This is a genomic window from Variovorax sp. LjRoot130, from assembly GCF_964253755.1.
Lineage (GTDB): Bacteria > Pseudomonadota > Gammaproteobacteria > Burkholderiales > Burkholderiaceae_C > Variovorax.
Map to the genome: position 1 here is coordinate 1,205,769 of NZ_CAXURM020000001.1, position 13,952 is coordinate 1,219,720.

13 protein-coding genes and 2 tRNA genes are annotated in these 13,952 nt (G+C 65.7%); 7 read left to right on the forward strand and 8 right to left on the reverse strand.

Annotated features, from left to right (window positions below; all coding sequences use genetic code 11):
* Positions 1 to 6: 6 nt before the first annotated feature.
* From mutM to mutY, 3 genes are all read left to right on the forward strand, one after another.
* A complete protein-coding gene (gene mutM, locus ACSQ86_RS06065) occupies positions 7 to 822 on the forward strand; it encodes a bifunctional DNA-formamidopyrimidine glycosylase/DNA-(apurinic or apyrimidinic site) lyase (RefSeq protein ID WP_093109027.1) in 816 nt (271 codons plus the stop codon).
* Positions 823 to 893: 71 nt separating this feature from the next.
* Positions 894 to 2,855 (forward strand): dynamin family protein, encoded by a 1,962-nt coding sequence (locus ACSQ86_RS06070; protein ID WP_436308616.1) that lies wholly within the window; start codon positions 894 to 896, stop codon positions 2,853 to 2,855.
* 25 nt (positions 2,856 to 2,880) lie between these two features.
* Positions 2,881 to 3,912, forward strand: a complete 1,032-nt coding sequence (gene mutY / locus ACSQ86_RS06075) for an A/G-specific adenine glycosylase (protein ID WP_436306262.1) — start codon at positions 2,881 to 2,883, stop codon at positions 3,910 to 3,912.
* Positions 3,913 to 3,926: 14 nt separating this feature from the next.
* On the opposite strand, the gene rapZ is transcribed toward mutY, so the two are convergent.
* The 3 genes from rapZ to ACSQ86_RS06090 are packed head-to-tail and all read right to left on the reverse strand — an operon-like array spanning position 3,927 to position 7,379.
* Positions 3,927 to 4,802: an RNase adapter RapZ gene (gene rapZ, locus ACSQ86_RS06080; protein ID WP_436303001.1), complete on the reverse strand. Its 876-nt coding sequence runs from the start codon at positions 4,800 to 4,802 to the stop codon at positions 3,927 to 3,929.
* Entirely contained in the window at positions 4,799 to 6,481 is a 1,683-nt protein-coding gene (gene recN, locus ACSQ86_RS06085) for a DNA repair protein RecN (protein ID WP_093109023.1), read from the reverse strand. The genes rapZ and recN overlap by 4 nt, the downstream gene beginning before the upstream one ends.
* Before the next feature lies 1 nt (position 6,482).
* A complete protein-coding gene (locus ACSQ86_RS06090) occupies positions 6,483 to 7,379 on the reverse strand; it encodes an NAD kinase (RefSeq protein WP_093109022.1) in 897 nt (298 codons plus the stop codon).
* Positions 7,380 to 7,407: 28 nt separating this feature from the next.
* Between ACSQ86_RS06090 and hrcA the strand changes: the two genes are divergently transcribed.
* Both hrcA and ACSQ86_RS06100 read left to right on the forward strand, forming a co-directional pair.
* Positions 7,408 to 8,412 carry a heat-inducible transcriptional repressor HrcA gene (gene hrcA, locus ACSQ86_RS06095; RefSeq protein ID WP_093109021.1) on the forward strand — a complete coding sequence of 335 codons (1,005 nt, stop codon included), beginning with the start codon at positions 7,408 to 7,410 and terminating at the stop codon, positions 8,410 to 8,412.
* Between the two features lie 34 nt (positions 8,413 to 8,446).
* Positions 8,447 to 8,523: transfer RNA gene (locus ACSQ86_RS06100), tRNA-Ile, on the forward strand.
* Between the two features lie 35 nt (positions 8,524 to 8,558).
* Here ACSQ86_RS06100 and ACSQ86_RS06105 read toward each other — a convergent pair.
* On the reverse strand, positions 8,559 to 8,837 hold the full coding sequence (locus ACSQ86_RS06105) for a hypothetical protein (RefSeq protein WP_093109020.1): 279 nt from the start codon (positions 8,835 to 8,837) through the stop codon (positions 8,559 to 8,561).
* Positions 8,838 to 9,090: 253 nt separating this feature from the next.
* On the opposite strand from ACSQ86_RS06105, the gene ACSQ86_RS06110 reads away from it, so the two are divergent.
* A tRNA-Arg gene (locus ACSQ86_RS06110) sits at positions 9,091 to 9,167 on the forward strand.
* A 56-nt stretch (positions 9,168 to 9,223) separates the two neighbouring features.
* Positions 9,224 to 9,793: a transcription elongation factor GreB gene (gene greB, locus ACSQ86_RS06115; RefSeq protein WP_436303002.1), complete on the forward strand. Its 570-nt coding sequence runs from the start codon at positions 9,224 to 9,226 to the stop codon at positions 9,791 to 9,793.
* On the opposite strand, the gene ACSQ86_RS06120 is transcribed toward greB, so the two are convergent.
* The 4 genes from ACSQ86_RS06120 to ACSQ86_RS06135 form a co-directional block, all read right to left on the reverse strand.
* The gene (locus ACSQ86_RS06120) at positions 9,790 to 12,045 is read right to left on the reverse strand and encodes a RelA/SpoT family protein (protein ID WP_436293905.1); all 2,256 of its coding nucleotides are present in this window, start codon (positions 12,043 to 12,045) and stop codon (positions 9,790 to 9,792) included. The two genes, greB and ACSQ86_RS06120, sit on opposite strands and share 4 nt — an antisense overlap.
* Before the next feature lie 92 nt (positions 12,046 to 12,137).
* Positions 12,138 to 12,341, reverse strand: coding sequence for a DNA-directed RNA polymerase subunit omega (gene rpoZ / locus ACSQ86_RS06125; RefSeq protein ID WP_093109017.1), 204 nt, complete (start codon positions 12,339 to 12,341; stop codon positions 12,138 to 12,140).
* 30 nt (positions 12,342 to 12,371) lie between these two features.
* Positions 12,372 to 12,992: a guanylate kinase gene (gene gmk, locus ACSQ86_RS06130; RefSeq protein WP_093109016.1), complete on the reverse strand. Its 621-nt coding sequence runs from the start codon at positions 12,990 to 12,992 to the stop codon at positions 12,372 to 12,374.
* A 15-nt stretch (positions 12,993 to 13,007) separates the two neighbouring features.
* Entirely contained in the window at positions 13,008 to 13,925 is a 918-nt protein-coding gene (locus ACSQ86_RS06135) for a YicC/YloC family endoribonuclease (RefSeq protein ID WP_093109015.1), read from the reverse strand.
* Positions 13,926 to 13,952: the final 27 nt, after the last annotated feature.

Below are 13,952 nucleotides of genomic sequence, written 5' to 3' on the forward strand. Positions count from 1 at the left end.
TCGTCCATGCCGGAATTACCTGAAGTCGAAGTGACGCGGCTCGGCTTCGCCGATCGCATTGCCGGCGCGCGCATCGATGCCGTGCGCGTGGGCAAGCCGCTGCGCTGGGCGCTGGCCGTGGAGCCGGCTGAACTGGTGGGACGCACCGTGCGCGCCGTGCGCAGGCGCGGCAAGTACCTGCTGATCGACCTGGATGCCGGCCTTTTGCTGATGCACCTGGGCATGTCGGGCAGCCTGCGTTTCGATGCGGGCCTGCCTGCACCCGGTACACACGACCATTTCGACTTGGTGACCAGTCGCGGCACGCTGCGCCTCAACGACCCGAGGCGCTTCGGCGCAGTGGTCTATGTGCAGGACGAAGCCGCGCCGCTGGCGATCAAGCTGTTGGGCGGCCTGGGAATGGAACCCCTGGGCGAGGCTTTCGATATCGACCGCTTTTACGCCGGGCTGCGGCGGCGCCGGGCGCCGATCAAGCAGGTGTTGCTGGCCGGCGACGTGGTGGTGGGCGTCGGCAACATCTATGCCTCCGAGGCGCTCTTTCTTGCCGGCATCCGCCCGACGATGTCTGCTTCGCGAATCAGCCGGCCGCGCGCCGTGCGCTTGCATGCCGCGGTGCGGGAAATTCTGGCGCGGGCCGTCGAACGTGGCGGCAGCACCTTGCGCGACTTCTCCAATGTCGACGGCCAGAGTGGATACTTCCAGCTGGAAGCAACCGTTTACGGACGTACCGGGGAACCATGCCGCGTGTGCGCGACACCTGTCCGGCAGATGCGCCAAGGCCAGCGATCCACTTATTTCTGTCCAAAATGCCAAAAGCACTGAAAGCCCTACAGACAGATGCGGCGCCAAGCCCCGGTGGGTGCTATATTTTGTAAGCAACTTTTACATCGCCCTTGACACGTTCTTTCAATCAGCAATTCGACCAGCATGGCGCCTGGCGACGCAACTTCGCGCATCGCCTCAAATGGCTGTCGCGCTGGCTGGATGAGAACGAGCTGCTCGATCAGAGCGTGGCCGAGCGGTTGCGCGATCTGGAATCGCAGATGCGCACCAGCAAGGTCATGGTGGCCTTCGTCGCCGAGTTCTCGCGCGGCAAGTCCGAGCTGATCAATGCGATCTTCTTTGCCGCTTACGGGCGCCGCATCATGCCGGCCAGCGCGGGCCGCACGACGATGTGCCCGACCGAACTCGGTTACGACGCTGCCCATCTTCCCTGCCTGCGTCTGTTGCCGATCGAAACCCGGCTCGAGCCGTATTCGCTCTCTCATTGGCGTGACAAGCCCGAGCACTGGACCGAGATCTCGATCGACGTCGAGGATGCCGAGCAGTTGTCGCAGACGATGAACAAGGTGGCTGAAGTCCGATGGGTGCCCAAGGCCGAGGCGCGCTCGCTGGGCTTCTGGAACGACGGTTCCCCCGAGGACAACCCGGTGCCCGACGCCGAGGGGCGCGTCGAAATCCCGCGCTGGCGCCATGCGGTGCTGAACATGCCGCATCCGCTGCTCGAGCAGGGCCTCGTGATTCTGGATACGCCAGGACTCAACGCGATCGGCGCCGAGCCCGAACTGACCGTGAGCCTGATCCCGCAGGCCCACGCCGTGGTCTTCATCTTGGGCGCGGACACCGGCGTGACGCGCTCCGATCTCGCCATCTGGCGCGAGCACCTGATCACCGAAAGCGAGGCGGGCGAAACCCGCATCGTGGTGCTCAACAAGATCGACACCATGTGGGACACCCTCAGCACGCCGGCGCAGATCGACGCGCAGATCCAGCGCCAGCGCAAGGGCGCTGCCGAACTGCTCGGCGTGCCGCTGCCGCAGGTGCTGCCGGTGTCGGCGCAAAAAGGACTGCAGGCCAAGATCCGCCGCGATGTGCCGCTGCTGCAGGCAAGCCGGCTTCCCGCGCTCGAAGCCGTGCTGGGCGAGGGCCTGCTCGGCAAGCGCGAAAAGATGCTGCGGCTCGCCGTCGATGCGGGCATCGCGGCCCTGCAGGCCGAAGCGGCGCGCATCCTCAAGGTTCGCCAGCGCGATCTCTCGGAGCAGGCGCTGGAACTGCAGGGCCTGCGCGGCAAGAACGTGTCGGTCATCCGCCACATGCGAAGCCGCATCGAGCAAGAGCAAACCGAGTTCGAAGGCAGCAACGCGCGCATCCTGGCGCTGCGCTCGGTGCAGGGCAAGCTGTTGCGCGAGGTGTACGCGGTGCTCGGCAGCACCGCGCTCAAGGCCGACATGGGCCGCTTGGCCTCTGCGCTCAAGCGCCCGGGCATCAAGTTCAACGTGCGCAAGGTGTACGGAGAAACCTTCGACTCGTTACGCAACAATCTGCGCGAGGTGCAGGCGACCACGGCCGAGATCCAGTCGATGCTGCACGCCACGTTCCGCCAGCTCAATGCCGAGCACGGCTTTGCGCTGCAGGCGCCGGCGGAGCCCGACCTGCTGGGCTTCGAACAGCAACTGAGCCAGATCGAGCGCAGCCACATCCACTACCTCGGCGTCGGCAACCTGCTCAAGCTCGCGCAGCCGGATTTCTGCGACAAGCTCGTGCGCGCGCTGGCAAGCCGGCTGCGCGTGGTCAACGAAGCGGCCATGACCGAGGTGGAGCGCTGGAGCAAGGGCGCCGGCGCCCAGCTCGATGCGCAGCTCAAGGAGCGCCGCCGCAATTTCACCAAGCGCATCGAGGCGGTCGAGCGCATTCAGGGCGCGGCGGGCAATCTCGATGAGCGCCTCGCCGAGCTCGCTGCCCAGGAAAGCGGTCTTACGGAACTGCACATGCGACTGCGCGAATTCACCGGCCTGCTCACGAGCAATGAAGCGCCCACTGCCGCTGCGGCGCGCAACGAACTCAGTGCCGCCTAAAGATCCGGAACCAGCGGTGCAGGAGCTGGCGCCCTGCTTCGCCACGCACATCGTCGGCTGGCAACGCAGACATGGGCGCAGCGAGCTGCCATGGCAGAACACGCACGATCCCTATCGCGTCTGGCTTTCCGAGGTCATGCTCCAGCAGACCCAGGTGTCGACCGTGCTGGGCTACTTCGCGCGCTTTCTCGAACGATTTCCGACGGTGCAGGCTCTTGCTGCCGGCACCGAGGACGAGGTCTTCGGCTTGTGGAGCGGCCTGGGTTACTACAGCCGGGCGCGCAACATGCACCGCTGCGCGCAGGAGGTGGTCGAGCGCTTCGGCGGCGCATTTCCGCGCACCGCTGCCGAACTCCAGACTCTGCCCGGTATCGGCCGTTCGACAGCCGCCGCGATTGCTGCCTTCTGCTTTGGCGAGCGGGTCGCCATCCTGGACGGCAACGTGAAGCGGGTGCTTGCGCGGGTGCTGGCTTTCGAGGGCGATCTGTCGTCCGCCATGCAGGAGCGCGCTCTGTGGACCATGGCGGCCGAGCTGCTGCCGCTGGCGACACAGCGGCGTGCCATCGCACGCTATACGCAGGGATTGATGGATCTGGGCGCCACCGTCTGCCTGCCGCGCAAGCCGAGCTGCATGATCTGTCCGGTCAACGAGCTGTGCGCGGCGCGGCGCGAGGGCGAGCCCGAGCGCTTTCCGGTCAAGACGCGCAAGCTCCGGCGCAGCGCCCAGTCGCTGTGGATGCTGCAGGCGCGCGATGTGCACGGCCGCGTGTGGCTCGAGAAGCGTCCCTCGCGCGGCATCTGGGCGGGGCTTTATTGCCTGCCGGTCTACGAGAGCCGGGCCTCGCTGCTGGACGAGCTGGCGCCCGACGACCGCAGGACCGCACGCGACGATGCGGCTTTCGTGCACGTGCTCACGCACAAGGATCTGCACCTGCATCCTGTGTCGGTCGAGTGCGTTGCTGCGCAGCCCCTCAGCGACGCCGGCGCATGGTTCGAGGCCGGCCGGTGGTCGACGCTCGGCCTGCCCGCGCCCGTGCGCAAACTGCTGACGGCTTAGGGCCTGAACAGGCCCTACACGCTGTCGAGCTCGCGATGCCGCTTGAGCGCCGCCCAGCGTGCGCCGAAGCCGCGCGCCAGCTGCTCGACGAGAAAGACCGAGCGGTGCTGGCCGCCGGTGCAGCCGATGGCTACTGTGACGTAGCTGCGATGGTCGCGGGCCAGCGCGTCGAGCCAGCGATCGAGGAACTGTTCGATATCGCCATACATGCGGGCGACATCATCGTGTTCGCGCAGCCAGTCGATCACGGCCGCGTCGCGCCCGGTCAGCGGTCGCAGCGCGGGCACGTAGTGCGGATTGGGAAGCATGCGCACGTCGAACACGTAGTCGGCATCGAGCGGCACGCCGCGCTTGAACGCAAAGGATTCGAACACCAGCGTGAGCGTGCTCTCCGGCGCCGCGATCAGCGCCTTGATGTAGCTCTGCAATTGGGCCGGGCGGATGATGCTGGTGTCGATCACGTCGGCCCCGTCGCGCAGATCGGCCAGCAACTCGCGCTCGAGCTCGATGGCCTGGATCAGCGCTCGCTGCTGCTCGGGGGAATCGGTCCGACCTTCCTGGCGCGACAAGGGATGGCGGCGCCGGGTCTCCGAATAGCGGCGCACCAGCGCATCGGTGGTCGAATCGAGGAAGAGCGAGCGCAGCGATATGCCGTCGCGCCGCAGGCCGTCGAGCTGCTGCGGAACGAGCGGCAACGAAACCCCGCTGCGCACGTCCATCGCGATCGCGACCCGCGGCGTCTGCTGTTGCCGCTGCAGCGCGATGAAGGGCGCAAGCAACTCGGGTGGCAGGTTGTCGACGCAGTAGTAGCCCGCGTCTTCGAGGGCATGCAGCGCGACGGACTTTCCTGAGCCGGACATGCCGGTGATCAGCACGAGTTCCAGGCTCACGACGAGGTCTCCGGCGTCTTCTTGCCGAGCATCTCGCGCGCGTGCGCGAGCGAGGTCTGCGAAACGCGCTCGCCGCCCAGCATGCGTGCGATCTCGCGCGGCCGGGTGTCCTCGTCGAGCACCGAGACACCGCTTTCCGTGCGAATGCCGTCCTGGCTCTTGGCGCTGGTCTGATGCTTGGCGACCAGCAGATGGTGGTCCGCACAGGCGGCGACTTGGGGCAGGTGGGTGACCGCCAGCACCTGGCGGTCGCGGCCCAGTTGCTTCATGAGGCGGCCGACGGTTTCGGCCACGGCGCCGCCGACGCCCGCGTCGACTTCGTCGAAGATCAGCGTCTGTGCCGCGCCGAGCTGGCTGGTCGTGACCGCGATCGCCAGGGCGATGCGCGAGAGTTCACCGCCTGAAGCCACCTTGCCGATGGGGCGCGGCGTGCTGCCGGTGTGGCCGCTCACGAGAAAGGCGATGTCTTCGAGCCCGGCTCGGCCCGGTTCGGCGAGCGGCTCCAGTGCGACTTCGAAACGCCCGCCCTGCATGCCGAGGCCCTGCATGGCCTGCGTCACCGCCTGCGCCAGCCGCGGTGCCGCCTGCTTGCGCGCCTTGCCCAGCGTCTTGGCTTCTTTCATGTAGGCCTGCTGTGCCGTCTGTTCGGCACGCTCGAGGGCTTCGAGGTCGCTTTGCGCGTCCAGGGCTTGCAGCTCGGCCTGCCACCCGGCCAGCAAGGCGGGCAGCTCGGCCGGCGTGCGCTTGTAGCGGCGGGCGAGCGACATCCAGAGTCCCATGCGCTCGTCCAGTTCGGCAAGGCGCTCGGGGTCGGTGTCGGCCTGGCGCAGGTAGCCATGCAGCGAATGCGCAGCGTCTGAGGCTTGCGCCACGCTCGATGCCAGAACCTCGCCCAGCGCCTTGAACTCCGGCTCGATGTGCTCGCAATTCTGCAGCAGCGTGACGGCGCGGCTCAATGCGGCGAGCGCGCCGCTGTCATCGTCTTCCAGGGCGCTGCATGCGCCCTCGGCGGCATCGATGAGCGCCTGCGCGTTGGAGATGCGGGTGTGGCTGGCCGAGAGTTCCTCCCACTCGTCGGCGCCGGGCGCGAGCTTCATCACCTCGCCAACCTGCCACTGCAGTCGTTCTCGCTCGCGCTGCAGCGAGTCTTGCGCCGAGCGCGCCTTGTCGAGCGCAGCGATCGCCTGCCGCCAGTTCTGCCAGGCGCTGTCGAGCGCGGCAGTGCCGACACCGGCATAGGCATCGAGCAGGCCGCGCACGGCTTCGGGCCGGGTGAGGCTCTGCCAGGCGTGCTGGCCGTGGATGTCCAGCAACTGGTCGCCGAGCTCGCGCAGCTGGGTCGCGGTGGCGGGGCTGCCGTTGATCCAGCCGCGGCTGCGCCCCTGGAGGTCGACGGTGCGGCGCAGAAGCAGGACATCGCCCGCTTCGAAGCCACCTTCGTCCAGCCAGGCGGCCAGGGCAGGATCGGTGTCGAACTCCGCGCTCACGTCCAGGCGCTCGGCGCCTTCGCGCACGGCGCCGGCATCGGCACGGTTGCCGAGCGCCAGCTGGAGCGCGTCGATCAGAATCGACTTGCCCGCGCCGGTTTCGCCGGTGAGGACGGTGAAGCCCGTGGAGAGATCGAGTTCGAGCGCGCGCACGATCACGAAGTCGCGCAGGGCGATGCGGCGCAATGCCATGTCAGGAACCTCCTTCGTTCCAGTGCAGCTTCTTGCGCAATGTGTCGAAGTAGCTCCAGCCTTTCGGATGCAGAAAACGCACGCGGTAGTCGGAGCGGCGCACCACGACCTGGTCGCCGATGGCAAGAGAAGCCAGTGATTGCATGTCGAAATTGGCGCTCGCGTCGCGCCCGCCCACCAGCTCGATCAGGACCTCGTCGGCATCCGGCAGCAGGATCGGGCGGTTCGAGAGCGTGTGCGGCGCGATGGGCACCAGCACCCATCCCGGGACCGCGGGATGCAGCAGCGGGCCGCCGGCCGACAGCGCGTAGGCGGTGGAGCCGGTGGGCGAGGCGATGATCATTCCGTCGGCGCGCTGGTTGGCAACGAAATGGCGGCCGACCGAAACACGCAGTTCCACCATGCCCGAGGTGGCGCCGCGATTGACCACCACGTCGTTCATGGCGAGCGCATCGAACACCGACACGCCGTCGCGCATCACCTGGGCGTGCATGAGGCTGCGGTGGTCTTCCTCGTATTCGCCGGCCAGCATCGGGATCAGGGTCGCCTGGTAGTTGTCGAGGGAAATGTCGGTGATGAAGCCGAGCCGGCCGCGGTTGATGCCGATCAGCGGAACGCCGTAGCACGCCAGCTGGCGCCCGATGCCGAGCATGGTTCCGTCGCCGCCGACCACCAGGCCCAGATCGCATCGCTGGCCGATCTCTTCGACAGTCAGCGCGGGGTAGCGGGTCTGGCCGCACTCGCCGTCGCGCGGCTGTTCGACAAAGACCTCGCAGCCTTGCGCTTCCAGGAAGGCGCCGATGCCCTCCATGACCTCGTCCAGCGCGCCGGCCTGCGCCCGCGCGCCCGAAGCCTGGTATTTACCTATCAGGGCGACGCGCCGAAAGCTGGATGTCATGTACAAATTACAACATTAAAATCAGTCGATGCTGGACGATCGCGCCAAGTTGCTTCTCAAGACGCTGGTCGAGCGCTATATCGCCGAGGGCCAGCCGGTGGGCTCGCGCACGCTTTCTCGGGCTTCGGGGCTGGAGCTTTCGCCTGCGACCATCCGCAACGTGATGTCCGACCTCGAAGGGCTCGGGCTGATCGCCAGTCCGCACACCTCAGCAGGCCGCATTCCGACTGCGCGCGGCTATCGGCTTTTCGTCGACACCATGCTGACTGCCCAGCGCGAGCAGTTCACGCCGCCGAGCCTCGCGCCCGACCAGCCGCAAAAGGTGATCGCGAACGCGGCGAACCTGCTGTCGAACCTGTCGCAGTTCGTTGGCGTGGTGATGGCGCCGCGCCGCGCATCCGTTTTTCGTCAGATCGAGTTCCTTCGCCTTTCCGACCGCCGCCTGCTCGTGATCATCGTGTCGCCCGACGGCGATGTGCAGAACCGGGTGATCTTCCCCGAGGTCGACTATTCGCAGTCGCAACTGGTTGAGGCATCGAACTACATCAACACGCACTTTGCGGGTCTGTCGATCGAGCAGGTGCGCGATCGGCTTCAGTCCGAGATGGAGCAATTGCGCGGCGAGATCGCTGCGTTGATGCAGGCCGCTGTCCAGGTGAGTTCCGAGGTGCTGACGGAAGCCCAGGACGAAGTCGTGATCGCGGGCGAGCGGAATCTGCTGGCCGTCACCGATTTCTCCAGCGACATGAGCCACCTGCGTCGTGCGTTCGAGCTGTTCGAGCAAAAGGCCCAACTGATGCGCCTGCTCGACGTGTCGAGCAAGGCGGACGGCGTGCGCATCTTCATCGGCGGGGAAAGCCAGGTGGTGCCCTTCGACGACCTGTCGATCGTGAGCGCGAACTACGAGGTCGACGGCGAGGTGGTGGGTACGCTTGGCGTCATCGGTCCGACGCGCATGCCCTATGAGCGCATGATCCAGATCGTCGACATCACGTCGCGGCTGGTCACCAATGCGCTGAGCCACCGCAAATAGCGGCGCCCGGCGCCTACTAGAATCCCTGATGTGCGGGCCGTTAGCTCAGCTGGTTAGAGCAGCGGACTCATAATCCGTTGGTCGATGGTTCAAGCCCATCACGGCCTACCACCACGCCTTGTCGCCCTCAGTCGCGGGCCAACTCCTCAGGCCTTTGCCTGTGTCTCGATCCGGCGACCTGGATCCAGGGCATAGAGGACCGCTTTCTCGTCCTGGCCCTTGGTGGATGCGTCCCCGAGCGGCATTTGTGCCGAGCCGTAGAGCTCGCGCTCCAGTCTTTTGGCGCGTTCGGAATACATCCGGGCCAAGGCCCCGTGATGTTCGGCAGCAGCCTGATGCTCGATACGCGCGAGATGGGCTTCTTCGAGAAGCGCCATGACTCGCCTGAGGTGGCCGTTTCGATTGGGCTGGAAAAAGCTGAACATCGGGACCTCCATCCAATAAACCAATGGAAGCCGTTTTTAGCGCCAGTCGGCCAAGTGGCGCTGTAGGTGCAGTGCCCATGTGGTCGAAATGTCATGATTTAGTTCACATTTCTGCCAAGACTTTGATGCACAACTGACTCGACGTAGACTCACAGGCGGTTGATCGACGGCTCAAGTCCAACACGATCTACTGCTCTCTTTCTTTCGCTGCCCAGCGATGGGGTGTTGCGAGGATGCTATAATCGCAAGCTGTGCGGCTGTAGCTCAGTTGGATAGAGTACTTGGCTACGAACCAAGGGGTCGTGGGTTCAATTCCTGCCAGCCGCACCATCATCAGGAAAGCCCGCAACGAAAGTTGCGGGCTTTTTTCATTGGAGCTTTCTGCGATGAGCAAGGCATTCACCAAAGAAAACGATGCAGGCGATGATGACGACGGTACGGCCGGCGCCGCGCCGCCTCTCCCCGCCGGGAGCAAGAACTACATCACCCCGCAGGGCTACGCGCGCCTGCGTGCCGAGCTGCTCGAACTGATGGATGTCGAGCGGCCCAAGGTCGTGGAGGCCGTCCACTGGGCGGCCAAGAACGGCGATCGCTCGGAGAACGGCGACTACCTCTACGGAAAGAAGCGGCTGCGCGAGATCGACCGGCGGATCCGCTTTCTCACCAAGCGGCTCGAGGTGGCGGAGGTGACGGACCCTTCGGTCCATCATGGCCGCGACCAGGTCTTCTTCGGCGCCACCGTGCGCTACGCCGACGAGACCGGCGAGGAGCGCGTCGTGACCATCTTGGGCATCGATGAAGCCGAAAGCGCGCAAGCGCAGGTCAGCTGGATTTCTCCGATTGCCAGGGCACTGCTGAAGTCGCGGGAGGGGGATGTGGTCAAGCTTGCGACACCGGGCGGCGTGCACGAGATCGAGATATTGGCGGTGAGCTATCCGCCGCCCGCTGCAGCTTAAGGGGCCGGCACTGTCCGTGCGGCCGCGAGCACGGATGGCGTACGCCGCGCGGCCCGCAGCACGGCCTCGAGATGCGTGCGGTCGCGCACTGCGATCACGAAACGCAGATCGGTGGAGTCCTGCGGAGTTTCGTCGGCCATCTCCACGTGGGTGATGTCGGCCTCCGCGTCCGCCAGCGTTGCGGCGACGCGTGCGAGCACACCTTTGTCGTTGCGCACCGTGATGACGACGCCTGTCTCGAAGGTCCGGACCGGGTCGTCGGCCCATTCCACGGCAAAGAAACGTTCGCTGTCCTTGTGGCGCAAACGTTGGCCAACCCCGCACGCTTCGGTGTGCACGACCAAGCCTTCGCCATGGCCGAGGTAGCCCATGATCGGGTCGTCCGGAATGGGGCGGCAGCAGAGCGCGAAGCGGACCGAGGAGTTCTCGCTGCCGTCCAGCGTGACAGCCCCTTGCGAGACGGCTTCGTGCGCGGTGAAGCGCTCGCGGCTCAGCATCAGCGCATCGGGCTTCTCGCCGCGTTCTGCCAGGAGCGCCATGAGCCGCTTCGCAACGATGCTGGCGATGCGCTTGCCGAGACCGATGTCGGTCAGCAACTCCGAACGCGTGCGGTTGCCGGTGAATCGCAGCAGCTTTTCCCAGATCTGCTGGTGCTCCTCGTCATCGTCGGGCAGGTTGCCGAGGCCCTCGGCGCGCAACGCCTGGGCCAGGAGCTTTTCGCCCAGGCCTTCGGATTCGGCATGCGCCAGAGTCTTGAGGTAGTGGCGGATCTTGGAGCGGGCCCGTCCGGTTCGCACGAAGCCGAGCCACGCGGGATTTGGCGTCGACACGGGCGCCGTGATCACCTCGACCACGTCGCCATTCTTTAGCTCGGTGCGCAGCGGAACCTGGTCGCCGTTGATGCGCGCGGCTGAAGTGTGGTCGCCGATGTTGCTGTGGATCGCATAGGCGAAATCGACCACCGTCGCGCCACGGGGCAGCGCCAGGATCTGGCTCTTGGGCGTGAACACGTAGACCGCGTCGGGAAACAGGTCGACCTTGACGTGATCCCAGAATTCGGCCGCATCGCGCGTTTCATCCTGGATGTCGAGCAGCGACTGGAGCCACTTGGCGCCCAGACGATCGCTGGTCGCCGCGCTGGGCTCGGCCGCCTTGTAGAGCCAGTGAGCTGCCACGCCGGACTCGGCCACCACGTGCATGGCCTCGGTGCGCAGCTGGAATTCGACGTTGACGCCGGCCGGGCCGACCAGCGTGGTGTGCAGCGACTGGTAGCCGTTGAGCTTGGCGATCGCGATGTGGTCCTTGAACTTGCCGGGCAGGGGCTTGTACATCTGGTGCAGGATGCCGAGCCCGGTGTAGCAAGCGATCACCGTCGGCACGATCAGGCGGAAGCCGTAGATGTCGGTCACCTGGGCAAAGCTCAAATGCTTTTCTTCCATCTTGCGGTAGATGGAATAGAGCGTCTTCTCGCGGCCGGCCATCCGCACGCTCATGCCAGCTGCCGCGAAGGCAGTTTCGAGTTCCTGCTGCACCTTCTGAATCAGGTCGCGGCGTCGGCCGCGGGCCTTGGTGACCGCTTTTGCGAGGATCGCATAGCGCCAGGGCCTGAGATGGCGGAACGACAGATCCTGCAGTTCCCTGTAGGTCTGGTTGAGCCCGAGCCGGTGCGCGATGGGCGCGTAGATTTCGATCGTCTCACGCGAGATCCGGGCCCATTTCTCGCGCGGCGCATCGTCGAGCGTGCGCATGTTGTGCGTCCGGTCCGCCAGCTTGACGAGAATCACCCGCACATCGCGCGCCATGGCGAGCAGCATCTTGCGGAAGGACTCGGCCTGGTTCTCCTCGCGCGTGTTGAAGCGGAGCTTGTCCAGCTTGGTGAGGCCGTCGACGAGCTCTGCGACCGGTGCACCGAAGCGCTCGATCAGCTCCGACTTGGTCACGCCACAATCCTCGATGGCATCGTGCAGCAGGGCGGCCATCAGGGCCTGCGCATCGAGCTTCCATTCGGCGCATTGCGCCGCCACCGCGATAGGATGCGTGATGTAGGGTTCGCCGCTGTTGCGCAGCTGTCCCAAGTGCGCCTCATCGGCGAAGCGGTAGGCGCGGCGCACCTGTTCGACGTCTTCGACGCTCAGGTAGTCGAGCCGGTCGGTCAGCGCAGCGAAGCTGGCGGCAGCCGCGTTCAACGCCGCCGGACTCGGCCGTGGCGTGCCTCGGGGGGCATCGGACTGGGACTTGACAACCACGCTCATGGCTTCCACTTTAGCGTGGCAGTCGATTCGACGCGTCCAGGCATAAAAAAAGCACCGCAAGGCGGTGCTCTTTGTTGCAAGCGTGCGTCAACTCAGCCGGGCACTTTCTTGAGCATCTCGATCCCGATCTTGCCCTCTGCGATCTCGCGCAGGGCAGTGACACCGGGCTTGTTCTTGCTCTCGATCTTCGGCGCGTGGCCCTGGCTCAGCATGCGCGCACGGTAGGTGGCTGCCAGCACCAGCTGGAAGCGGTTCGGAATGTGTTGCAGGCAGTCTTCGACGGTGATGCGGGCCATGAGGATCTTTCGACGTACAGGTGATCGGGATCAGGGAATGTTCAGCGCGGCAAAAGTGTCGGCACGCGCGCGGCGCTGTGCCGAATACCGGAGCCGCTGAGCGTGGACAATCGCCTTGAGGTCAAAAAGTGCGCGCTCAAATAACTCGTTGATTATAACGAAGTCGAATTCGTTTGCGCGTGCCATCTCCTCGGCGGCGTTCTGCAGCCTCAGCTCGATGACCGCGGCGCTGTCCTCCCCGCGCCGTTCGAGCCGGGACCGCAGTTCCTCCCAACTCGGCGGCAGGATGAAGATCGTCACCGCGTTGGCAAAGGTCTTTCGGATCTGGAGCGCGCCCTGGAAGTCGATTTCGAGGATGACGTCCGCGCCTTGGGCGATCCGCTCTTCGATTGCCTTCTTCGAGGTGCCGTAGCGCTGGCCGTGAACGTGCGCCCATTCGACGAAGGCATCGGAGGCGACCATCGCGTCGAACTCCGAGTGCGAAGCGAAAAAGTACTCGCGACCATGCTTTTCCTGGCCGCGCGGGGGGCGGGTGGTGTGCGACACCGATGGCTGCACGGCGGAATCGAGCTCCATCAGGGCCTTGACCAGGCTTGATTTGCCGGCGCCGCTCGGCGCTGCGACCACGAAAATGTTGCCGGGGTAATCCATTCGCTCGTTCTCTGCTTATTCGATGTTCTGGACCTGCTCGCGCATCTGCTCGATCAGCACCTTCATGTCGACGCCGATCCGGGTGAGTTCGAGCGTCGCCGATTTGGAGCCCAGGGTGTTGGCCTCGCGATGCAGTTCCTGGATCAGGAAATCGAGGCGCTTGCCGATCTCGCCGCCCTTCTTGACCAGCCGCTCGATCTCTTCGAGGTGCGAGTTAAGGCGCGTCAGCTCCTCGGCGACATCAATGCGGATCGCAAAGGCCGTGGCTTCGGTCATGGCGCGATCCTGCGCCGCTTCCGGTGGCGTGCCGCCGGCGGCGAGGCCCATGGCCTCCTGCCAGCGCTCGAGAAAGCGGGTGCGCTGCTGCTCGACGAGCTGGGGCACCAGCGGCAGCGCCTGCTCGACCAGCTTGCGCAGCTGGGCAAGGTGATCCTGCAGCATCCGCGCAAGCCGGGCGCCTTCGCGCTCGCGCGCCGAAACAAGCGCCTTGAGCGTCTTCTCCGCCACCTCGGACAGCTCAGGCCCCAAGTCACCCTTCGCCTGTGTGTCGCCGGCCGCCAGGCGCAGCACGTCCGCCACGCTGAGTTCCCGGGCAGCCGGCAGCCAGGACTTGATGTTGTCCTGTACGCCGTTGAGCCGCTGGAGCAACTTGGGCGAGGGTTCGCCGATGCCCGCGGTACCGCCGCCTTCGATCGAGGCGCGCAGCTCGACCTTGCCGCGCTTGAGCTGCCCCGTCAGCAGTTCGCGCAAGGCCGGCTCGTGCTGGCGCAACTCCTCGGGCAATTTGAAAGTGAGGTCGAGAAAACGGCTGTTGACCGAGCGAATCTCGACCCCGAGCCGGCCCGCGCCATGGGGCCGCGGCTCGGTGTCGGCGTGGCTGCCCGCGGGGCCGTTCTGGCCGCTGGCATAGCCGGTCATGCTGTAAACTGGCATTGCGCCTCGCTGTGAAATTGTGTGTAC